At 68.1% G+C, this 21357-nt stretch carries 22 protein-coding genes; 14 read left to right on the plus strand and 8 right to left on the minus strand.

The features are described 5' to 3' along the window. Positions 1-65: 65 nt before the first annotated feature. The 5 genes from AC1HIL_RS14810 to AC1HIL_RS14830 are packed head-to-tail and all read left to right on the plus strand — an operon-like array spanning position 66 to position 6260. Positions 66-2342: a TonB-dependent hemoglobin/transferrin/lactoferrin family receptor gene (locus AC1HIL_RS14810; RefSeq protein WP_479672086.1), complete on the plus strand. Its 2277-nt coding sequence runs from the start codon at positions 66-68 to the stop codon at positions 2340-2342. Between the two features lie 34 nt (positions 2343-2376). After that, entirely contained in the window at positions 2377-3474 is a 1098-nt protein-coding gene (locus tag AC1HIL_RS14815) for a hemin-degrading factor (RefSeq protein ID WP_479672087.1), read from the plus strand. Between the two features lie 40 nt (positions 3475-3514). Beyond that, positions 3515-4417, plus strand: a complete 903-nt coding sequence (locus AC1HIL_RS14820; RefSeq protein ID WP_479672088.1) for a heme/hemin ABC transporter substrate-binding protein — start codon at positions 3515-3517, stop codon at positions 4415-4417. Next, a complete protein-coding gene (locus AC1HIL_RS14825) occupies positions 4414-5454 on the plus strand; it encodes a FecCD family ABC transporter permease (RefSeq protein WP_479672089.1) in 1041 nt (346 codons plus the stop codon). The genes AC1HIL_RS14820 and AC1HIL_RS14825 overlap by 4 nt, the downstream gene beginning before the upstream one ends. Continuing rightward, the gene (locus AC1HIL_RS14830; RefSeq protein ID WP_479672090.1) at positions 5451-6260 is read left to right on the plus strand and encodes a heme ABC transporter ATP-binding protein; all 810 of its coding nucleotides are present in this window, start codon (positions 5451-5453) and stop codon (positions 6258-6260) included. Before AC1HIL_RS14825 ends, AC1HIL_RS14830 begins: the two co-directional genes overlap by 4 nt. Positions 6261-6279: 19 nt before the next feature. On the opposite strand, the gene ppsR is transcribed toward AC1HIL_RS14830, so the two are convergent. Further along, positions 6280-7101 (minus strand): posphoenolpyruvate synthetase regulatory kinase/phosphorylase PpsR, encoded by an 822-nt coding sequence (ppsR, locus tag AC1HIL_RS14835; RefSeq protein ID WP_057595986.1) that lies wholly within the window; start codon positions 7099-7101, stop codon positions 6280-6282. Between the two features lie 194 nt (positions 7102-7295). Between ppsR and ppsA the strand changes: the two genes are divergently transcribed. From ppsA to dnaB, 7 genes are all read left to right on the plus strand, one after another. Continuing rightward, entirely contained in the window at positions 7296-9689 is a 2394-nt protein-coding gene (gene ppsA, locus AC1HIL_RS14840) for a phosphoenolpyruvate synthase (RefSeq protein WP_057595985.1), read from the plus strand. A 191-nt stretch (positions 9690-9880) separates the two neighbouring features. Further along, positions 9881-10339, plus strand: a complete 459-nt coding sequence (locus AC1HIL_RS14845) for a hypothetical protein (protein WP_057595984.1) — start codon at positions 9881-9883, stop codon at positions 10337-10339. Positions 10340-10496: 157 nt separating this feature from the next. Beyond that, positions 10497-10877: a 30S ribosomal protein S6 gene (rpsF, locus tag AC1HIL_RS14850; RefSeq protein WP_057595983.1), complete on the plus strand. Its 381-nt coding sequence runs from the start codon at positions 10497-10499 to the stop codon at positions 10875-10877. 7 nt (positions 10878-10884) lie between these two features. After that, on the plus strand, positions 10885-11202 hold the full coding sequence (gene priB, locus AC1HIL_RS14855; protein WP_479672091.1) for a primosomal replication protein N: 318 nt from the start codon (positions 10885-10887) through the stop codon (positions 11200-11202). 21 nt (positions 11203-11223) lie between these two features. Next, positions 11224-11505, plus strand: a complete 282-nt coding sequence (rpsR, locus tag AC1HIL_RS14860) for a 30S ribosomal protein S18 (protein ID WP_007830781.1) — start codon at positions 11224-11226, stop codon at positions 11503-11505. 14 nt (positions 11506-11519) lie between these two features. After that, positions 11520-11972: a 50S ribosomal protein L9 gene (gene rplI / locus AC1HIL_RS14865; RefSeq protein ID WP_057595982.1), complete on the plus strand. Its 453-nt coding sequence runs from the start codon at positions 11520-11522 to the stop codon at positions 11970-11972. A gap of 227 nt (positions 11973-12199) precedes the next feature. After that, positions 12200-13600 carry a replicative DNA helicase gene (dnaB, locus tag AC1HIL_RS14870; protein WP_422097444.1) on the plus strand — a complete coding sequence of 467 codons (1401 nt, stop codon included), beginning with the start codon at positions 12200-12202 and terminating at the stop codon, positions 13598-13600. Between the two features lie 10 nt (positions 13601-13610). Here dnaB and AC1HIL_RS14875 read toward each other — a convergent pair whose 3' ends face one another. From AC1HIL_RS14875 to AC1HIL_RS14905, 7 genes are all read right to left on the minus strand, one after another. Then, on the minus strand, positions 13611-14387 hold the full coding sequence (locus AC1HIL_RS14875; RefSeq protein ID WP_479672092.1) for a helix-turn-helix transcriptional regulator: 777 nt from the start codon (positions 14385-14387) through the stop codon (positions 13611-13613). A gap of 22 nt (positions 14388-14409) precedes the next feature. Then, positions 14410-14859: a GyrI-like domain-containing protein gene (locus AC1HIL_RS14880; RefSeq protein WP_479672093.1), complete on the minus strand. Its 450-nt coding sequence runs from the start codon at positions 14857-14859 to the stop codon at positions 14410-14412. A gap of 40 nt (positions 14860-14899) precedes the next feature. Next, positions 14900-15349, minus strand: coding sequence for an EVE domain-containing protein (locus AC1HIL_RS14885; protein ID WP_057595978.1), 450 nt, complete (start codon positions 15347-15349; stop codon positions 14900-14902). 6 nt (positions 15350-15355) lie between these two features. After that, on the minus strand, positions 15356-15727 hold the full coding sequence (locus AC1HIL_RS14890) for a VOC family protein (protein ID WP_479672094.1): 372 nt from the start codon (positions 15725-15727) through the stop codon (positions 15356-15358). A 150-nt stretch (positions 15728-15877) separates the two neighbouring features. Beyond that, a complete protein-coding gene (locus AC1HIL_RS14895; protein ID WP_261213570.1) occupies positions 15878-17656 on the minus strand; it encodes a PhoH family protein in 1779 nt (592 codons plus the stop codon). 236 nt (positions 17657-17892) lie between these two features. Next, positions 17893-18369, minus strand: coding sequence for a peroxiredoxin (locus tag AC1HIL_RS14900; protein ID WP_057595862.1), 477 nt, complete (start codon positions 18367-18369; stop codon positions 17893-17895). A gap of 200 nt (positions 18370-18569) precedes the next feature. After that, positions 18570-18953, minus strand: a complete 384-nt coding sequence (locus AC1HIL_RS14905) for an Mth938-like domain-containing protein (RefSeq protein WP_057595861.1) — start codon at positions 18951-18953, stop codon at positions 18570-18572. A gap of 134 nt (positions 18954-19087) precedes the next feature. On the opposite strand from AC1HIL_RS14905, the gene AC1HIL_RS14910 reads away from it, so the two are divergent. After that, positions 19088-20320: a pyridoxal phosphate-dependent aminotransferase gene (locus AC1HIL_RS14910; protein ID WP_296741431.1), complete on the plus strand. Its 1233-nt coding sequence runs from the start codon at positions 19088-19090 to the stop codon at positions 20318-20320. After that, a complete protein-coding gene (locus AC1HIL_RS14915) occupies positions 20317-21354 on the plus strand; it encodes a DUF1176 domain-containing protein (RefSeq protein WP_479672095.1) in 1038 nt (345 codons plus the stop codon). Before AC1HIL_RS14910 ends, AC1HIL_RS14915 begins: the two co-directional genes overlap by 4 nt. Positions 21355-21357: the final 3 nt, after the last annotated feature.

The raw sequence follows: 21357 nt of genomic DNA on the forward strand, positions 1-21357 counted from the left end.
GCAGTTTCCGCTGCGCCGAGGTCCAGCAAGCCGTTGTCCATTCCAACGCTTGCCGGACCTTTTTCGTGGCCGCCACCTCTACCCGTTCCTCGCGCTTCGAGCGCCCGTTCTCCTCTTCTTCCTCTTCCCGACCCGTGCGTGCGCGCCGCGCGCTGCTGCCCTGGCTGATCGCCAGCGGCTTCGGCGCCGCGGCGCCGGCCTGGGCCCAGCAGCCGCCCCCGCAGCAGGTCGCCGCGCTCGGCGAGATCGTGGTCAGCGGCTCGCGCTCCGAACAGGAGAAGGACGCGCTGCCGGTCAGCGTCGAGGTGCTCAACCGCGAGACGATCGAATCGAAGCAGATCAACGACATCCGCGACGCGGTGCGCGACCTGCCGAACGTCTCGGTCAAGCGCTCGCCGGCGCGCTTCGGGCTCGCGCAGGGCAACACCGGGCGCGACAACAACGCCGGCTTCAACATCCGCGGCCTCGACGGCAACCGCGTGCTGCTGCTGACCGACGGCATCCGCACGCCGCGCAGCTACGTCTTCAGCGCCAACGCCTTCGGCCGCGACTACTTCGACATCGGCCTGATCGAGCGCATCGAGATCCTCAAGGGCCCGGCCTCGGCGCTCTACGGCTCCGACGGCCTCGCGGGCCTGGTCAACTTCATCACGCGCGATCCGTCCTCGTTCCTGCGCGACGGCAAGAGCTTCGGCGGCAGCGCCAGCCTGGGCTACAGCGGTGACGACAACGGCCGCCGCGCCGGCGTCACGCTCGCGGGCAAGCCCAGCGAGACGCTGCAGTGGCTGCTCTCGGCCAACCTCGGCCGCTCGCACGAGCTCGAGAACCGCGGCAGCTACAACGCGCCCAATGCCGACCGCACCACGCCCAACCCGCAGCGCGACCGCAGCGGGGCGCTGCTGGCCAAGGTCATCCTCACGCCCAGTGCCGACCAGCGCCACGGCTTCACCTTCGAGCACATCGAGAAGACCAGCCGCTACGACCTGCTGTCGGGCCTCGCGAAGCCGCCCTATGCCTCGACCTCGGTGGTCGGCCTCAATGCCCGCACCGACCTGCAGCGCGACCGCTTCACCTACGACGGGCGTCTGCGCCTGAATTCGGTCGTGGCCGACAGCCTGCAGGCCACGGTGAGCTACCAGAAATCGAAGTCGCGTGAGTACATCTTCGAGGACCGCTTCAGCGCCGCCGACCGTTCGCGCGACGTCACCTACGACGAGAGCACCTGGCAGTTCGGCCTGCAGGCCGACAAGCTCGTGCGCACCGGCGACTGGGCCCAGAAGATCACCTACGGCTTCGACTATGCGCGCACCAACGTCGAGAACCTGCAGACCGGCCTGGTGCCGCCCGCGGGCGAGAGCTACCCGCTCAAGCGCTTCCCCGACACGCGCGAGACCTCCTCGGCCTTCTATGTGCAGGACGAGTTCATCCATGACCGCTGGAGCATCACGCCCGGCATCCGCTTCGACCGCTTCTCGCTCGACGCCAAGCAGGCCGGCTTCAACGCGCAGGCCGTCTCGCTCTCGGGCTCGGCGGTCTCGCCCAAGCTCGGGGTGCTGTTCCGCGCCACGCCGCAATGGAGCGTCTACGGCAACTACGCCTCGGGCTTCAAGGCGCCAAACGCGTTCCAGGTCAACAACTTCTTCGAGAACACGATCTCGGGCTACCGCACGATCCCGAACCCCAACCTCAAGCCCGAGAAGAGCCAGAACGTCGAGCTCGGCGTGCGCGGGCGCACCGGCCTGCTGAACTTCGACGTCGCCGCCTTCAGCGGCAACTACAAGGACCTGATCGAGAACGACCGCCAGGTCGGCGGCGTGTTCGGCTCGCGCGTGAACCCGGCCACCTTCCAGTCGGTCAACATCGGCCGCGCGCGCATCAGCGGCTTCGAGGTCAAGGGCGAGCTCGACTTCACCGACAACGGCAATGGCTTCTCGGTGCCCTTCGCCTGGGGCCAGACGCGCGGGCGCGACCGCAGCAACAACCGGCCGCTGAACTCCATCGATCCGCGCAAGCTCAACCTCGGCCTGGCCTACAAGGCGCCGGCCTGGTCGGTGCGGCTCGACGCGGTGCACCATGCGGCCAAGAAGCGCTCCGACGTGGATGGGGCCGAGATCACCACCGGCGGCGTGCAGTTCCTCACGCCCTCGGCGACCACGCTGGACCTGAGCGCCCAATGGCGCATCAACCGCGACCTGCGCCTGAATGCCTCGATCACGAACCTCACGAACAAGCGCTACTGGATGTGGAGCGACGTGCGCGGCCTGACCTCCACCGCGCTGATCCGCGACGCCTACACGCAGCCGGGACGCAGCTTCAACGTCTCGCTCGTGGCCGACTTCTGAGCCACCGAATTCAACCCAGGAAGGACCACCGACGATGAATGCCGAAGACATCCGCCACCGTTTCGCCGAGCTGCGCGCCAAGGGCATGCGCCACAAGGACGCCGCCGCGGCCATGGGGCTGGCCGAGGGCGCAGCGATCGCGGCCCATGCGGGCACGCACGACAAGGCGCTGCGCGCCACGCCGTTGCGCGGGCCGTGGCTGGCGCTGCTGCAGTCGCTCGAGGCCTGCGGGCCGCTGCTGGCGCTCACGCGCAACGAGACCACGGTGCACGAGAAGACCGGCATCTACGAGAAGCTCTCGGGCGGCGAGGCCATGGGACTCGCGCTCGGCGAGGCGATCGACCTGAGGCTGTTCTTCAGCCGCTGGCACGCGGGCTTCGCGGTGGACGAGGCGGCCGCCAATCCCGGCGTGCCGTCCTCGCTGAGCCTGCAGTTCTTCGACGCGCACGGCCTGGCGGTGCACAAGATCTTCGTGCGCGAGGCCACCGACCGCGGCGCGCTGCAGGCGGTGATCGATGCGCATGCGGCGCCGGAGCTGCAGGTGGCGTTCAAGCCGGCCGAGCCCAAGCCCGCGCCGCGCGCCGACGCCGCCATCGATGCCGGCGCGCTGGTCGAGGCCTGGCGCGGCATGCAGGACACGCACGAGTTCTTCGGCCTGCTCAAGAAGTTCGATGCCGAACGCCAGCAGAGCTTCCGGCTCGCCGAGGGCGAGTTCACGCAGCGCGCCGCGCTGCATGCGGTGGGCGACCTGTTGCAGGAAGCGGCGTTCAGCGGCACGCCGATCATGGTCTTCGTGGGCAGCCCCGGCTGCATCCAGATCCACACCGGGCCGGTGGTGCGCGTCGAGCCGATGGAGATGCCGGCGCGCGGCGACGCCGCGCCGATGCGCTGGCTCAACGTGCTCGACCCCGGCTTCAACCTGCACCTGCGCGAGGACCGCATCGCGAGCGTGTGGATCGTCGAGAAGCCCACCAGCGACGGCCACGTGACCTCGGTCGAGGCCTTCGACGGCGAGGGCGAGCTGATGGCGATGTTCTTCGGCGCGCGCAAGCCCGGCGTGCCCGAGCGCGAGGACTGGCGCACGCTGGTGCGCGGGCTCGCGCGGCTGCCCGCGGCGGCACCGGCCGCCTGATCGCGCGGACGTTTTTCTCCTTGCCCCACGTTTTTTCTCCATGACCGAAGAACGCATCTCCTCCTCCCTCGTCCGCCGCCGCGACGCACTGCGCCTCGCCGCCGCGGCCTCGCTCGGCGCCGCCGCGCTGCCCCTGTTCGCCCAGTCGCCCGAGGCGAAGAAACTGCCGCGGCTCATCACCGTGAGCGGCGCGATCACCGAGGTGGTGTACCTGCTCGGCGCCGAAGGCCAGCTCGTCGGTACCGACACCACCAGCCTCTATCCGGCCGCGGCGCGCGGCACGCCCAAGGTCGGCTACATGCGCCAGCTCTCGGCCGAGGGGCTGCTGTCGCTCAAGCCCGATGCCGTGATCGCCACCAACGAGTCGGGCCCGCCGGTGGTGCTCGACCAGGTGCGCTCGGCCGGCGTCAAGGTCGAGATCGTGCAGGCCGACCACAGCTGGGGCGAGGTGCAGCGCAAGATCCAGGTGGTGGGACGCGCCGCGGCCCGTGAGGCGCAGGCGCGCGCGCTGCAGGTGAAGCTCGATGCCGAATGGGCCCAGGTGCAGCAGCGCGTGGCCGCCGCGCAGGGCCGCAAGCCGCGCGTGCTGTTCGTGCTCTCGCACAGCGCGAGCCCGCAGGTGTCGGGCGAGAAGACCGCGGCGCACGCGGTGATCGGCTATGCGGGCGGCGTCAATGCGCTCGGCGGCTTCGAGGGCTACCGGCCGATGACGGCCGAGGCCATGGCCACGGCCGCGCCCGATATCGTCATGACCAGCGACCAGAGCATCGAGGCCCATGGCGGCATCGAGCGCTTCTGGCAGCGGCCCGAACTGGCGCTCACGCCCGCGTTCAGGAAGCGCTCGCTGGTCACGCTCGACGCCTTGCTGCTGCTGGGCTTCGGCCCGCGCATGCCGGCGGCGATCGCCGAGCTGCATCCGAGGTTCTTGGCCGCGGTGGCATGAGCCAGCGCTTCCCGCCGCGGGCCGTGCTGGCCGGCTGCGCGCTGCTGCTCGCCTTCGCGCTGGCGCTCGGCGCGGTCTCGGGCGCCTACGCGATCAGCCTGCCGCAACTCTGGAACGTGCTGGCCTCGCTGGGGCAGGGCGCCGGGGCCGACAAGTCGCCCGAATACCTGGTGTTCTTCAACATCCGCCTGCCGCGCCTGGTGCTCGGCGCGGCGGCCGGCGCGGGCCTGGGCATGGCGGGCACGCTGATGCAGGGGCTGTTCCGCAACCCGCTGGCCGATCCCGGCCTGGTGGGCATCAGCAGCGGCGCCGCGCTGGCGGCCGGCGTGACCATCGTGCTGGGTGCCTGGTTCATGCCGCTGCTGCCGCGCACGCTCGGCAGCTGGACGCTGGTGGTCATGGCCTTCGGCGGCGGCCTCTCGGTCACCTTGCTGATCTACGCGCTGTCGCGAAGCGAGGGCGGCACGCGCATGGCGCTGATGCTGCTCGCGGGCATCGCGGTCAATGCGCTGGCGGGCGCCGGGCTCGGCTTCCTCAGCGTGATGGCCACCGACGAGCAACTGCGCAGTCTGCAGTTCTGGCTGCTCGGCAGCCTGGGCGGCGCGCGCTGGAGCGCGGTGATCCTGGTCGGCGTGGCGGTGTTGCTGGCCTGCGTGGCGGCCGCCTCGCTGGCCGCGCCGCTCAACGCGATCGCGCTGGGCGAATCGCAGGCGGCGCTGCTGGGCGTGGACGTGGAGCGCATCAAGCGGCGCGCCATCGTCGTCACGGCGGTGGCGGTGGGCGCGGTGACGGCCACCACCGGGATCATCGGCTTCATCGGCCTGATCGCGCCGCACTGGGTGCGCATGGTGGCCGGGCCCGACCACCGCGTGGTGCTGCCCGCCTCGGCGCTGCTGGGCGCTGCGCTGGTGCTGGTGGCCGACACGGTGGCGCGCACCGCGATGGCGCCGGCCGAGCTGCCGCTGGGCGTGCTCACGGCCTTCATCGGCGTGCCGATGTTCCTGCTGATGCTGCGGCACTTCCGGGGGCGCATATGAAGGCGCCGGATCTGAACCAGGGGCTGCGTTGCGAGGATGCCGAGGTGCGCATCGGTGCCAAGGCGCTGCTCTCGCGGGCCTCGGTGCGGCTGGCGCCCGGCCGCGTGACGGCGATTCTCGGCCCCAACGGCGCGGGCAAGTCGACCCTGCTGTCGGTGCTGTCGGGACAGCGCGAGCCCACGGCGGGCCGGGTGCTGCTCGACGGCCGGCCGCTGCGCGCCCACGGCATGCCGGCGCTCGCGCTGCGGCGCGCGCTGATGCCGCAGGAAAGCGCGGTGGCCTTCGACTTCAGCGCGCGCGACGTGGTCGCGCTGGGCCGCTATCCGCACCGGCTGGCGCCCGCGCCCGACGAGGACGCGATCGTCGCCGCGGCCATGGCGCTGACCGACGTGTCGGCGCTCGCGCCGCGTGTCCTCAACACGCTGTCGGGCGGCGAGAAGGCGCGCGTGCACATGGCGCGGGTGCTGGCGCAGCTGTGGCATCCGCGCGCCGACGGGGCCGCGCGCTGGCTGCTGCTCGACGAGCCGACGGCCGCGCTCGACCTGGCCCACCAGCACGCCGCGATGCGGCTGCTGCGCGGCTGGGCCGGGCAGGGCGTCGGCGTGGTGGTGGTGCTGCACGACCTGAACCTGGCGCGGCGCTATGCCGACGAGGTGGTGGTGCTGGGCGTGCCCGATATCCCTGGGGGGTTGTGCCAGGGCCCGACCGGCGAAGTGCTGGCGCCCGCGCTGATCGAGGCGGTCTGGCGCATGCCGTGCCAGGGCGTGGTCGGCGCGGACGGGACGGTGCAGTACCTGTTCGGCTAGGAGCCGCCGCCCGGGGCGCTCAGTAGGTCAGCCGCTCCGGCCGCAGCTCCTGCAGGATCGTGGTCGCGATCTCCTCGATCGACTTGGTGGTGGTCGAGAGCCAGCGGATGCCGGCGCGCCGCATCATGGCCTCGGCCTCGCTGACCTCGTGGCGGCAGTTCTCGATGCTGGCGTAGCGCGAATTCGGCCGGCGCTCGTTGCGGATCTCGCTGAGCCGCTCGGGCTGGATGGTCAGGCCGAAGATCTTCTTGCGGTGCGGCATGAGCGCCGGCGGCAGCTGGCGGCGGTCGAAGTCTTCCGGAATCAGCGGGTAGTTGGCCGCCTTCAGGCCATGCTGCATCGCCAGGTAGAGCGAGGTGGGCGTCTTGCCGCTGCGGCTCACGCCCACCAGGATGACGTCGGCGCCCTGCAGGTCGCGGTTGCTCTGGCCGTCGTCGTGCTGCAGGCTGAAGTCGATCGCGGCGATGCGGTCGTTGTATTCCTTGCTCTTGCTGACGTCGCTGAAGCGGCCGATGCGGTGGTTGGACTTCATCGCCAGCTCGATCTCGAGCGGGCGCACGAAGGTGCCGAACATGTCCAGCAGCATGCCCTTGCAGCCGGTTTCGATCACTTCCAGCACGTCCATGTTGGCCAGCGTGGTGAAGACGATCGGGCGCACGCCCTCGAGTTCGGCCGTGTGGTTGATCTGCCGCACCGCCTGGTGGGCCTTGTCGACCGTGTCGGTGAAGGGCAGCCGCACGTGGCGCGGTTTCATCTCGAACTGGGCGAGCACGGCGTTGCCGAAAGTCTCGGCCGTGATGCCCGTGCCGTCGGAAACGAAGAAGACAGTTCGTGTGTGCATGGTCTGGCGGTGTTGTCCTGCGACGCGCGCGGCCCCGGCGCGCCTACAATCCGCCCCATTATCGGGATTCCGCCCCTCGGCACCCACCGTATCTTTCCTTCCATGCCCACCGCGTCCGCACCCAGAGCAACGACAACGATCGTGCCGCGCCGTCCGCATGGAATGCAGCAGGTTTCAACTTCTGGAGCTTTCCCATGTCTGCACTTTTCGACGCGACCGCCCTGGTCGTACCGTTTGAAAACCTGAGAATGACCGACGTCGAGGCGGTTGGCGGCAAGAACGCCAGCCTCGGCGAGATGATCTCGCAGCTGCCCCAGGGCGTGCGCGTGCCCACGGGCTTCGCGACCACCGCCCATGGCTTCCGCCAGTTCCTGGCCCACGACGGCCTGGCCGACAAGATCAGCAAGCGCCTGGCCGCGCTCGACACCGAGGACGTGCGCGCGCTGGCCACCGCCGGCGCCGAGATCCGCGCCATGGTCGAGGCCCAGCCTTTCCCGGCCGACCTCGAGAAGGCCATCCGCGATGCCTTCGCCGCCCTGAGCGCCGGCAACCCGCAGGCCTCGTTCGCCGTGCGTTCCTCGGCCACCGCCGAAGACCTGCCCGACGCCTCCTTCGCCGGCCAGCAGGAAACCTTCCTGAACGTCGTCGGCATCGAGGACGTGCTGCACAAGATGAAGGAGGTGTTCGCCTCCCTCTACAACGACCGCGCCATCAGCTACCGCGTGCACAAGGGCTTCGCCCACGACGTGGTGGCGCTGTCGGCCGGCGTGCAGCGCATGGTGCGCTCCGACCTCGGCGCGGCCGGCGTGATGTTCACCATCGACACCGAGTCGGGCTTCGAGGACGTGGTGTTCATCACCTCGAGCTACGGCCTGGGCGAGACCGTGGTGCAGGGCGCCGTGAACCCCGACGAGTTCTACGTCCACAAGCCCACCCTGAGTGCCGGCAAGCGCGCGGTGATCCGCCGCAACCTGGGCTCCAAGCTGATCCAGATGGAATTCGCCACGCCCGAGGAGAAGAAGGCCTCGGGCAAGCTGGTCAAGACCACCGACGTGAAGGCCGAGCAGCGCAACCGCTATTCGCTGACCGACGACGAGGTCGAGCAGCTCGCCAAGTACGCGCTGGTGATCGAGCAGCACTACGGCCGCCCGATGGACATCGAATGGGGCAAGGACGGCACCGACGGCCAGATCTACATCCTCCAGGCCCGTCCCGAGACCGTGAAGAGCCAGCAACAGGGCAAGGCCGAGCAGCGCTTCAAGCTGCTGGGCCGCGGCGCCGTGCTGGCGGAAGGCCGCGCGATCGGCCAGAAGATCGGCACCGGCCCGGTGCGGCTGGTCCACAGCATCAGCGAGATGGACAAGGTGCAGGCCGGCGACGTGCTGGTCACCGACATGACCGACCCGAACTGGGAGCCGGTGATGAAGCGCGCCGCGGCCATCGTCACCAACCGCGGCGGGCGCACCTGCCACGCGGCCATCATCGCGCGCGAACTGGGCATTCCGGCCGTGGTCGGTTGCGGCGACGCCACCGACCTGCTGAAGGACGGCACCCTGGTCACCGTGAGCTGCGCCGAGGGCGACACCGGCTACATCTACGACGGCCTGCTCGAGACCGAGGTCACCGAGGTGCAGCGCGGCGTGATGCCCGAGATCGACATCCAGCTGATGATGAACGTCGGCAACCCGCAGCTGGCCTTCGACTTCGCGCAACTGCCCAACCACGGCGTGGGCCTCGCGCGGCTCGAATTCATCATCAACAACAACATCGGCGTGCACCCGAAGGCGATCCTCGACTATCCGAACGTCGACAACGACCTCAAGAAGGCCGTCGAGTCGGTGGCCCGCGGCCATGCCTCGCCGCGCGCCTTCTACGTCGACAAGGTGGCCGAGGGCATCGCCACCATCGCCGCGGCCTTCTGGCCCAAGAAGGTGATCGTGCGCCTGTCGGACTTCAAGTCGAACGAGTACCGCAAGCTGATCGGCGGCAGCCGCTACGAGCCCGAGGAAGAGAACCCGATGCTGGGCTTCCGCGGCGCCGCGCGCTACCTCAGCGAGGACTTCGGCCAGGCCTTCGCCATGGAATGCGAGGCGCTCAAGCGCGTGCGCAACGACATGGGCCTGACCAACGTGCAGATCATGGTGCCCTTCGTGCGCACGCTGGGCCAGGCCGAGCGCGTGACCGGCCTGCTGGCCAAGTACGGCCTCAAGCGCGGCGACAACGATCTCAAGCTGATCATGATGTGCGAGGTGCCGAGCAACGCCATCCTGGCCGACGAGTTCCTCGAGTACTTCGACGGCTTCTCGATCGGCTCGAACGACCTGACCCAGCTCACCTTGGGCCTGGACCGCGATTCGGGCCTCGAGCTGCTGGCGGCCGACTTCGACGAGCGCGACCCGGCCGTGAAAGCCATGCTGAGCCGTGCCATCAAGGCCTGCAAGGACAAGGGCAAGTACGTCGGCATCTGCGGCCAGGGCCCGTCGGACCATCCCGACTTCGCGCTGTGGCTGGCGGAGCAGGGCATCGAGTCGATCTCGCTCAATCCCGACAGCGTGATCGACACCTGGCAGCAGCTCGCCCAGCGCTGAGCCGGCGCGACCTGCGGGAATCCCCATGCGGGGATTCCCGTGTCAGGCTGGTGTCAATCTCTTGGATTGGCGTTTCCGGTGTCAGACTCGTGACATTCATCACGAGGCGGCGGTGATCGACCCAAGCTTCCGTGGCGTGCGGCGATCCCGCTCGCGGCGGCGGTCGGCCGGCATTCCGTCGGGAGACACGCATGATTCTTGTCAAGACGGAGGCCGGCCAGCAGGTCCTCAAGGACCGCTCGGTCCCGCTGTCGCCGCGGCAGCGCACCGCTTTCATCCTGTTCGACGGCAAGCGTTCGGTCGACGACGTGATCGCCGCTGGCGCGGGCATCGCGCGCGAGGACATCGACCAGATGGTGTCGCTGGGCCTGCTGAGTCCGCCGGGCGGCGCCGCGGCGGAGGCGCCGGCGGCGGATTCCGCCGAGGTGGCGCCCAAGGCGTCTTCCGGCCGCAGCAGCCAGCAGCGCTACACCGACGCCTATCCCATCGCCACGCGGCTCACGGCCAGCCTCGGGCTCAAGGGGGTGCGGCTCAACCTGCAGGTCGAAGGGGCAGGGGGCTACGAGGACCTCGTGGCGCTGGCGCCGAAGATCCGCGCGGCGGTCGGGCCCGAGAAGGCCGAGCCGCTGGACCGGGCGCTCTACGACTGAACCCGCCCGTCGTCGGTGCCGCGCTGGCACCCGATTTGGCGTTTTCCCGAAGTTATGGCTACAATAGCCGGCTTTGCCTTGCCACACTGCGCCGACGCTGCGGGTGGCTTCAACCCCTTCTTCCGGTCTGCCGGGGGAGAAACCCACAAGGAGTGCCATGCGTCACTACGAAATCATTCTGCTGATCCATCCGGATCAAAGCGAGCAAGTTCCGGCCATGCTGGAGCGCTACAAGGGCCTGATCACGACCGGCGGCGGCAAGATCCACCGTGTCGAGGACTGGGGCCGTCGTCAACTGGCCTACCAGATCAACAAGCTCAACAAGGCGCACTACCTGTGCGTCAACATCGAAGCCGAACAGGCCGTGATGAGCGAACTGGAACACGCCTTCAAGTTCAACGACGCCGTGCTGCGCCACCTGACCGTTCAGAAGAAGAAGGCCGACACCGGTCCTTCGTCGATGATGAAGACGGTCGAGCGCGAAGAAGCCCGCAAGGCTCAGCAGGCCGAATACGCCGCCGCCAACAACAACAACTGATGTCGGCGTGAGTGCTGCCGCTGCGGCGGCAACCGGGGTCAACCAGCTTCTGCTGTCCGCCCATGTTGCCGAACTCGGTGCCTTGCGATTCACCCCGGCCGGCTTGCCCGCCATCGACCTGAAGCTCGAACACGAGTCGACCCTTCAGGTGGCGGGACAGTCCAGGCAGGTGAAGACGGCCCTCAAGGCCGTTGCCTTCGGCGCCATCGCCGAGCGGCTCGCGAAGCAGTCGATGGGAAGTCTCTGGCGATTCCAGGGTTTCCTCTCCACACCGGCCAACGGCAAGCTCCCGGTCCTGCACATCCAGGATTTTCAGCAAGATTAATTTTCGACAAGAGGTCCCTCCATGGCCACGTTCAAGAAATTCAACAAAGACAAGCGCCCGAAGCGCAACACCCAGTCGCTGCTGTTCAAGCGCAAGCGTTTCTGCCGCTTCACCGTCGCTGGCGTCGAGGAAATCGACTACAAGGACATCGACACGCTGCGTGACTTCATCAGCGAAAACGGCAAGATCATTCCGGCCCGCCTGACCGGCACCCGCGCGATCTACCAGCGTCAGCTCAACACCGCGATCAAGCGCGCCCGCTTCCTCGCCATGGTCCCGTACAGCGACCAGCACCGCGTCTAAGAAGGAGACACAGCATGCAAGTCATTCTTCTGGACAAGGTCATCAACCTCGGCACCCTCGGTGAAATCGTCAAGGTCAAGGACGGTTACGCCCGCAACTTCCTGATCCCGTCGGGCCGCGCCCGCCGCGCCACCGCCGCCAACAAGGCCGAGTTCGAAGCCAAGCGCGCCGAACTCGAGAAGGCCGCCGCCGCCAAGCTGGCCGAGTCGCAAGCCCAGGGCGAAAAGCTCTCCGGCACGACCGTCAAGCTGACGCAGAAGGCTGGCGTCGACGGCCGCCTGTTCGGCTCGGTCACCAACAGCGACATCGCTGAAGAACTGGGCAAGCAAGGTTACAAGGTCGCGAAGTCGCAGGTTCGCCTGCCGAACGGCCCGATCAAGACCGTGGGCGACACCACCGTCAGCGTCTCGCTGCACACCGACGTGGTGGTCGACATCAACGTGACGGTCTACGGCGAAACCGCCTGATCGCGCAGTTTCGACGCCGCAAGAAAAAGCCGCCGCAAGGCGGCTTTTTTCTTTGGGCTTTTTTCGGCCCACAGCTTCCCGGATGTCACGCACCGGCTATCCCCAGTGTTATCCACAGGGTGCTGGCACTCGGGCAGTCTTTTTCGCTCTTGAACGGTGTATGGCGGGGTCGGCCCATGGACTCCGGCGCCTTCCGTGCCTAGCATTTCCTTTTCAGCCGAGTCCTCATGTCTGCAGTCTTCTCTTCCTACGCCGACAACGATCCCTCCGACCGCCAGGTCGCGCAGCTGCGCATCCCGCCGCATTCGATCGAGGCCGAATCGAGCGTGCTGGGCGGCCTGCTGCTCGACAACACGGCCTGGGACCGCATGGGCGACCTGCTGGTCGACGGCGACTTCTACCGCCATGAGCACAAGCTGATCTTTGCCGCCATCGGCGGCCTGATCAACGGCAGCAAGCCGGCCGACGTGATCACGGTCTACGAGCAGCTGCAGACGCTCGGCAAGGCCGACGAGAGCGGCGGGCTGGTCTACCTGAACTCGCTCGCGCAGTACGTGCCGAGCGCGAGCAACATCCGGCGCTACGCCGAGATCGTTCGCGAGCGCTCGATCCTGCGCAAGCTGGTCTCGGCCAGCGACGAGATCGCGACCAACGCCTTCAATCCGCAGGGCAAGACGGTCGACAAGATCCTCGACGAGGCCGAACAGAAGATCTTCAACATCGGCGAGGAAGGCACGCGGATGAAGCAGGGTTTCCAGAGCATGGATTCCCTGGTGGTCGAACTGCTCGACCGCGTGACCGAGATGGCCGACAACCCGAACGACATCACGGGCGTTCGCACCGGCTTCTACGAGTTCGACAAGATGACCTCGGGCCTGCAGCCCGGCGACATGATCGTGCTGGCCGCGCGCCCCTCGATGGGGAAGACCTCGCTGGCGATCAACATCGCCGAGCACGTGGCGCTCAACGAGGGGCTGCCGGTGGCGGTGTTCTCGATGGAAATGGGTGCCTCCCAGCTCGCGGTGCGTATCGTCGGCTCGATCGGCCGCATCGACCAGGGCCACCTGCGCACCGGCAAGCTCACCGACGAGGAATGGCCGCGCCTGACCGAAGCCATCGAGAAACTGCGCACCGTGTCGCTGCACATCGACGAGACGCCGGGCCTGTCGACCAGCGAGCTGCGCGCCAACGCGCGCCGGCTGGCGCGCCAGTACGGCCGCCTCGGCCTGATCGTGGTCGACTACCTGCAGCTGATGTCGACCAGCATGTCGGGCGACGAGAACCGGGCCACGGCCGTGGGCGAAATCTCGCGCGGCCTGAAGATGCTGGCCAAGGAGCTCAAGTGCCCGGTGATCGCGCTGTCGCAGCTCAGCCGCGGCGTCGAGAGCCGCACCGACAAGCGTCCCATGATGAGCGACCTGCGCGAATCGGGCGCCATCGAGCAGGACGCGGACATCATCATGTTCATCTACCGCGACGACTACTACAACAAGGAGTCGAAGGAGCCGGGCGTGGCCGAGGTGATCATCAGCAAGCACCGGAACGGCCCCACGGGCACCGTCAAGCTGGCCTTCCTCAAGCCCCTCACCAAGTTCGAGAACCTGGCGATGGGCAGCGACGACTTCTGAACTCGCGTCTTCAACGCGGTTCGGTGGAGCGCGCGAGCGCGATGCCCGCGTCGGGCGCGGTCGGCACGCCCTCGGGCCAGCGCTTCTGCAGCCGCCTGGCCTCGGCGGCCTCGGCTTTCACCTGGCGCAGCATGTCGGCCATCGTCTTGCCGGGTTCGTCGCGAAAGCGCTCGGCCAGCACCTCGACCGCGTCGATGCGGTCGATGCGAAAACCGCGGAAGTCCTCGCGCAGCTCGCACCAGGTCGACAGCGTCCAGACCTTCCCCCAGTAGAAGCAGCCCAGCGGCCGTACCGTGCGCTCGCTGGGTTCGCCCGCCACGTCGCGGTAGACCAGGTGCAGCTTGTGGCGCGACTGCACCGCTTCGCGCAGCGTCTGCAGCCGCTCGCGCAGCAGGTCGCTCAGGCCCAGCGCGGGCGCGTAGAGCGCCAGCGCCTCGGCCGACAGGCGCGCCGAGGGCGGCAGCACCGAGAGGATCTTGCCCAGCCCGGTCTCGATGTCGCGCGCCATCGCCGGGTCGACCCAGCTCTGCGCGAGCCGGGCCGCGGCCACCAGCGCCGAGGCCTCGTCCTGGGTGAACATCAAGGGCGGCAGTTCGAAGCCCGCGCCGAGCCGGTAGCCCACGCCGGCCTCGCCCTCGATCGGCACGCCCTGGTGCTGCAGGTCGGCGATGTCGCGGTAGACCGTGCGCTCCGAGACCTCGAGCCGTTCGGCCAGGAAGGCGGCCGTGGTCAGGCGCCGGCCACGGATCAGCTGGACGATCTGGAACAGGCGATCGGCGCGGCGCATCAGCGCTCGCTCTTCGGGACGCTCATGCCACTCCGATGTGGATCTCTACCTTGTCCGGCCCCTCGTAGGCTTCGAAATCGCTGCGGTAGCGGCGCACGATCTCCGGGTGCGCCTCGAAATACTGCCAGATGCGCTGCCAGGTGGCGATCACCATCTGCGGCATCTCGCCCTGGCCGGTGAAGACCAGGTAGTCGCCGGCCTCGATGGCCACGCTGTCCGCGCCGCCCGAGACGGCCACGCCCACGCTCAGGTCGAAGGGGCCGTGGGCATCGGATTCGTAGGCGGAATAGACACCGAAGATGCGCGTGTCGCCCGTGCGATGGGGCGTGGCTTCGTAGGTCTGCTCGCCGAAGAAGCGTCCCCACAGCGCGCCGATGCGGGCGGTCGCGGGGTTGCTCTCTTCGCGGTTGGTGGTGCGGACCGTGAGGCCCGCGACCCGGAAGGCGTCGTGGTGGAGTCGCTCGGGTTCCATGGTGTTCTTCTCCTGCAGAGGTGATCTCGGTTCTCGTCGTTCAGAGGGCCAGCGTTTTCAGGTCCGCCTTCATGCTGCGTGCGATCAGTGCCATGTCGGCATCGCCGACGTCGAACAGGCCGAAGCGGAACTTGTAGCCCCATTGCTTCGGGTTCTCGATGAAGGCGAGGCGTTCGATCATCGGCGCGATCGGTGTCTCCAGCGCGTCGGCATAGCGCACGTCGCGGCGCCAGGGCACGAAGCCGCCGCCCATGTCGAACTCGTAGGCCTCGCCAGGCTGCACGATGCCGATCGACACGAAGCTCTGCAGCCTGTCCGTGCCGCCGAACACCGTGGCCGGCGAATAGTAGGCCACGCGATCGCCCGCGCCGACCCGCCGGAGCGGGCCCGGCTTGCCGTGGCAGGTCTGCATGAAGCCCAGCGGTCGGTGGTCGCGTCCGCGCCGGGCATGCTCGGCGCTCGCGACCGCAATCCAGTTGCGCTGCGGCATGGTGCTTCAGGCGAGGGCGTGCAGGCCGACTTCGTTGCCTTCGGTGTCGCGCAGATGGGCAATGACGCCCATGCCGGGCGGCAGCGCCGACTTGGGCGCCACGATCTGTCCGCCGGCCGCCTCGATGCGCGACAGCACGGCGTCGATGCTGGGCATGCAATCCAGGTAGATGCGGATGCCGGTGCCCGCATTCGCCGCGCCCTTCGCGCCGGCTTGCAGGGCGCCGCCGGTCGCGGGATTGTCGTAAGGGAACACGGCCAGTGTGCCGCCGCCGAGATTTTCGCGGCGCAGCTTGCGGTCGAGCACGGTTTCGTAGAAGGCCTGGGCACGGTCCAGGTCGGTGACGGGGATCTCGAACCAGCTGATGGCGTTGGTCATGAGGGGCTCTCTTTCATGGGTGTTGAGGAGCCTCGATGGTGCGGACCGGCTCCTGACAACGTCTTGTCAGGAGCCTGTCATCGCGGGACGAAGAAAAGCCCGCGCTGCTCCGGGGAGCGGGCGCGGGCCCGAGGTTGGCGCGGCGGCGCGTTAAAGCACGTCGCTCGCGAAATCGGCCAGTCGCGAGCGTTCGCCGCGCGCCAGCGTGATGTGGCCACCGTGCGGCCAGCCCTTGAACTTGTCGACCGCGAAGGTCAGGCCCGATGAGCCTTCGGTGAGGTAGGGCGTGTCGATCTGCGCGAGGTTGCCCATGCAGATGATCTTGGTGCCCGGACCCGCGCGCGTGATCAGCGTCTTCATCTGCTTGGGCGTGAGGTTCTGCGCCTCGTCGATGATCACGTACTTGTTGAGGAAGGTGCGCCCGCGCATGAAGTTCATGCTCTTGACCTTGATGCGGCTGCGGATCAGCTCGTTGGTGGCGGCGCGCCCCCATTCGCCGGCACCGCCGCCGTCGCCCTTGGCCAGGAACTCGAGGTTGTCGTCGAGCGCGCCCATCCAGGGGCCCATCTTCTCCTCTTCGGTGCCGGGCAGGAAGCCGATGTCCTCGCCCACGCTCACGGTGGCGCGGGTCATGATGATCTCGGTGTAGCGGCGGTCGTCGAGCACCTGCGTGAGGCCCGAGGCCAGCGCCATCAGCGTCTTGCCGGTGCCGGCCGTGCCGGTCAGCGTGACGAAGTCGATCTCGGGATCCATCAGCAGGTTCATCGCGAAGTTCTGCTCGCGGTTGCGCGTGTTCACGCCCCACACCGCGTTCTTGCCCGAGCTGTAGTCCTTGAGCGTCTTGAGCACCGCGGTCTTCTCGCGGATCTCGGTGACGCGCGCGTACATGCTCGGCTCGCCGGGCGCCTCGAAATACACGAACTGGTTGATGTACATGTTCGGCACGATCGGGCCGCTGACGCGGTAGAAGGTGCTGCTGCCGCTCTGCCAGCTCTCCACCGTCTTGCTCTGGCGGGTCCAGAAGTCGGGCGGCAGGGCGAGCGAGCCCGAATAGAGCAGGTCGCCGTCTTCGAGTGTCTTGTCGTTCTGGTAGTCCTCGGCGTCCAGGCCCAGCGCGCGCGCCTTGACGCGCATGTTGATGTCCTTCGACACCAGCACCACCTCGCGCTTCGCGCGATCGGGCGACTCCTTGGCGTAGAAGTCGCGCAGCGCATGCACCACGCCGAGGATCTGGTTGTCGGCCTTGCCCTGCGGCAGGCTCAGCGGCAGCGCGTAATCGAGCGGATCGGTCTGGAAGAACAGCTTGCCCCCGGCTTCGCGGTGGCCGGTGGTGTCGAGCTTCAGGCCCTTGGCGATGTCGGCGTCCTGCGCGGCGGCCAGCGCGTCGAGCGTGCGGCTGGTCTGGCGGCCGTTGCGCGCGACCTCGGTCGTGCCCTTCTTGTGGCCGTCGAGCTCCTCGAGCACGATCATCGGCAGGTAGATGTCGTGTTCCTCGAAGCGGAACAGGCACATCGGATCGTGCAGCAGCACGTTGGTGTCGAGCACGAAGAGCTTGGCGGGGCCGCTCGAGCGGCTGCGCTTGGGCTTCGGTGCCGGTTGCGGCGCGGGGGCTTCGGCACGCGGGGCTTCGGCCGGCGCCGAACGCGTCAGGGCTTGCTGCTGCTGTGGCGCCGGGGCGGCGGCGGGCGTCGATCGGGGTTTGCGACGGGGGCGGGCGGCGGGTGCCGGCGCGGTCTCGAGGCCGCCACCGGGGACTTCGGCCGAATGCCGGTCGAACAGCTCCAGCGCTTGCGGTCCGCTCGGCGCCTCGGTCTCGGCGCGCGCGTCGCCGGACCGGCGGGACCCCCTGTGCGAAGAACGGGCGGGCGCGTCAAGCGCGTCCGGAGAAAGCAAAGCGGCACGTTTCGTGGGGGCGGGGGGCAGTGGCATGTGTCAGGTCGCTCGCAAAAAAGTGGGTACCAGAAAACGAAAAAGCCGCCTGTAGACCCAGGCGGCTTTGTTCGGAGGATGCGGTCGTGGAGCTCAACAGCATGCGGCCATTATGCACACCGCCTCTGGGGCGTCGGCGCCACTTTACGCCGTTCGTTGGACATTCCCCACGCGAGAGCGCAATTGCGCACGCCTGACACGCGGCTGAAACCTTCGATCGGGCAGGCCCGGAAGCCTCAGGCCGGCTTCTTCAGGGTCTTGACGGCCTTGAGGACTTCGTCGACGTGGCCCGGCACCTTGAGGCCGCGCCATTCGGCCTTCAGGATGCCGTCGGCGCCGATCAGGAAGGTGCTGCGCTCGATGCCCTTGACCTTCTTGCCGTACATGATCTTGTTCTTGACCACGCCGAACATGTGGCACATCTTCTCTTCGGTGTCGGCGATCAGTTCGAACGGTAGTTCGAGCTTGGCCTTGAATTCGTCGTGCGACTTCATGTTGTCGCGCGAGACGCCGAACACCGTGGCACCGGCCTTTTCGAAGTCCTTGTAGCGATCGCGGAATTGCATGGCTTCGGTCGTGCACCCCGGAGTGTTATCTTTCGGGTAAAAATACAGGACCAGGACGTGGCCGAGGTGCGAAGTATTCGAGACCTTGAGGCCACCGGTGGCGTTGGCGTCGAATTCGGGAATGGGTTTGTTGACAACGATCGCCATGAAACTTGTTTTCTCCGTTTGTTTCCACTACCCGAGCCTGCCTGTGTCGAGCGCAAGGCGCCTTTCGGTGCCGCTCGCCAAAATCTCGGGTCCTCGGTTGATGGAAGATTGGTCGTTGCTAACTCTGGGTGCCCGGTAGGCCCCAAAAGGAGCGCGCCAGGCGGTTCGCAACCCGAGATTTTACCCCGAAAACCCCTCTCTCAGCCACCCTCGGGCCGCTCGACCAGCAGGGCAGCGACCACGTGCCGGCCTTCGCCGGCCAGGATGTTGTAGGTGCGGCAGGCCGCGGGGGTGTCCATGGTCTCCACGCCGGTGCGCTGGGCCATCAGGGGCTTGATCCAGGCGGGCTGCGGGAAGCGGATGCGCCCCCCGCTGCCGAAGATGATCAGTTCGGCGCCCAGCGCGGCCAACTGGGCGAAGTGCTCGGGGCCCAGTTCGTCGAAGCGGCTGCAGTTCCATTCGAAGCGCTCGCCGCGCGAGCCGACGACCACGCTGCCCTCGACCTTTTCGTTGTTGATGGCGACCCAGCCCGGGCCGTGCGCGGTGAGGGTCTGGGTGTCGGATTTGTCGGGCTGGAGCTTCATCGGGGCACTGGGAACTGTGGTCAAATTATAGGTTTTCCCTAGTGACACGAGGCTCGCCAGGGCCTTTGCGGGCCGCACGGCGTTTCCCGCAGTCTTCGCAACTTTCTTGCATGAACCGCGCCCGGGAGGGCCCTTTGAAGCAGCTCAAGAAATCGGCCAAGCTGGCCAACGTGCTCTATGACATTCGCGGTCCGATCATGGACGCGGCGAAGCAGATGGAGGAGGACGGCCAGAAGATCATCAAGCTCAACATCGGCAATCTCGCCGTGTTCGGCTTCGATGCGCCCGAGGAAATCCAGCAGGACATGATCCGCAACCTGCCCACCTCGGCCGGCTATTCGGACAGCAAGGGCGTCTTCGCCGCGCGCAAGGCGGTGATGCACGAGACGCAGAAGCAGGGCATCACGGGCGTCACCCTCGACGATATCTACCTGGGCAACGGCGCCAGCGAGCTGATCGCCATGTCGACCAACGCGCTGCTCGACGACGGCGACGAGCTGCTGCTGCCGGCCCCCGACTATCCGCTGTGGACCGCCTCCACCAGCCTGTCGGGCGGCACGCCGGTGCACTACCTGTGCGACGAGGCCAACGGCTGGATGCCCGACCTGGCGGACATCCGCGCCAAGATCACGCCGCGCACCAAGGGCATCGTGGTCATCAACCCGAACAACCCCACCGGCGCGCTGTATTCCGACGCGCTGCTCAAGAGCATCGTCGAGATCGCGCGGGAGCACGGCCTCGTGATCTTCGCCGACGAGGTCTACGACAAGGTGCTCTACGACGACGTCAAGCACACGGCGATCGCCAGCCTGTCGACCGACGTGCTCACGCTGACCTTCAACTCGCTGTCCAAGAGCTACCGTTCCTGCGGCTACCGCGCCGGCTGGCTCGTGGTGTCGGGCGACAAGCGCGCCGCGCGCGACTACATCGAGGGCCTGAACATGCTCTCGAACATGCGGCTGTGCGCCAACGTGCCCGGCCAGTGGGCGATCCAGACCGCGCTCGGCGGCTACCAGAGCATCAACGAACTGGTGGGCGAGGGCGGCCGGCTGCGCCGCCAGCGCGACCTGGCCTACGAGCTGATCACCGCGATCCCCGGCGTGAGCTGCGTCAAGCCCAGCGCCGCGCTCTACATGTTCCCGAAGCTCGACCCGAAGGTCTACCCGATCGCGGACGACCGCCAGTTCTTCCTCGAGCTGCTGAAGGAAACCCGCGTGATGCTGGTGCAGGGCACCGGCTTCAACTGGGCCACGCCCGACCACTTCCGGATCGTGTTCCTGCCCCACGAGGACGACCTGCGCGAGGCGATCAACCGCATCGCGAAGTTCCTGGAGCAGTACCGCCTGCGCCGCAAGACGGAGTCATGAAAGCCGCCTGCGCCGCCGCGGCCCTGTCGCTCGCCGCGTTGTCCGCCTCGGCCGCCGGGCCCGCCGCCAAGGCGCCGGTGTCCTTCACGCACAACGACTGGGAACTGGCCTGCGACAACACGCGCACCTGCCGCGCGGCCGGTTACCAGTCCGAGACCGGCGCCAACGAACCGGTCTCGATGCGCATCACGCGTGCCGCCGGGCCGGGCACCGCGCTCGAGATCGACCTGCAGATCGGCGCCGACGACGTCAAGGGTCCGCTGCGCCTGACGGTCGGCAAGGCCGTGGTGCCGGGCCTGAAAAACGATGCCCCGAGCCTCGACGCCGCCCAGATCCGCACCGTGCTGCCCGAGCTGCTCAAGGCCGACAGCGCCAGGCTCACGGCCGGCGGCGGCCGCGAATGGCAGCTCTCGCTCTCGGGCCTGAACGCCGTGCTGCTCAAGATGGACGAGGCCCAGGGCCGCATCGACACCCCCGGCGCGCTGGTGCGCCCCGGCGGCAAGGCCGAATCGACGGTGCCGGCGGCCGTGCCCGCGCCGGTCGTGCGCGCGGTCCAGCCCGCGAAGCCGAAGCCGGGCGACGATGCGCTGGCCGCGCGGATCTTTCCCTCGCTCGACCTCAAGAAGGCCATCGAGTACTGCAACAACAGCGACAAGGTCGACCCGAAGTCGCTCGAGGTGCATCGCCTCACCGGCTCCAGGGTGCTGCTGTCGCTGGGCTGCGGCATGGGCGCCTACAACTACTCCAGCCTGCAATGGCTCGCCAACGACAGGCCGCCCTATGCGCCGGTCGCGCTCGAGGCCAACGGCGAGTACGACGACAAGGACGCCAGCATCACCTCCAGCTTCAAGGGCCGCGGCATCGGCGACTGCTGGTCCAGCGAGACCTGGCATTTCGACGGTCAGGGCTTCGTGCGCACGGCCGCCGAGAGCGACCAGATGTGCCGCGGCTTCGCCGGCGGCGCCTGGTCGCTGCCGCGCTACGTCAGCCGCGTCGTGAGCGCCGCGCCGTCCACCACCCCATCCAAACCATGAACG

The organism is Variovorax sp. ISS6 (genome assembly GCF_056523145.1).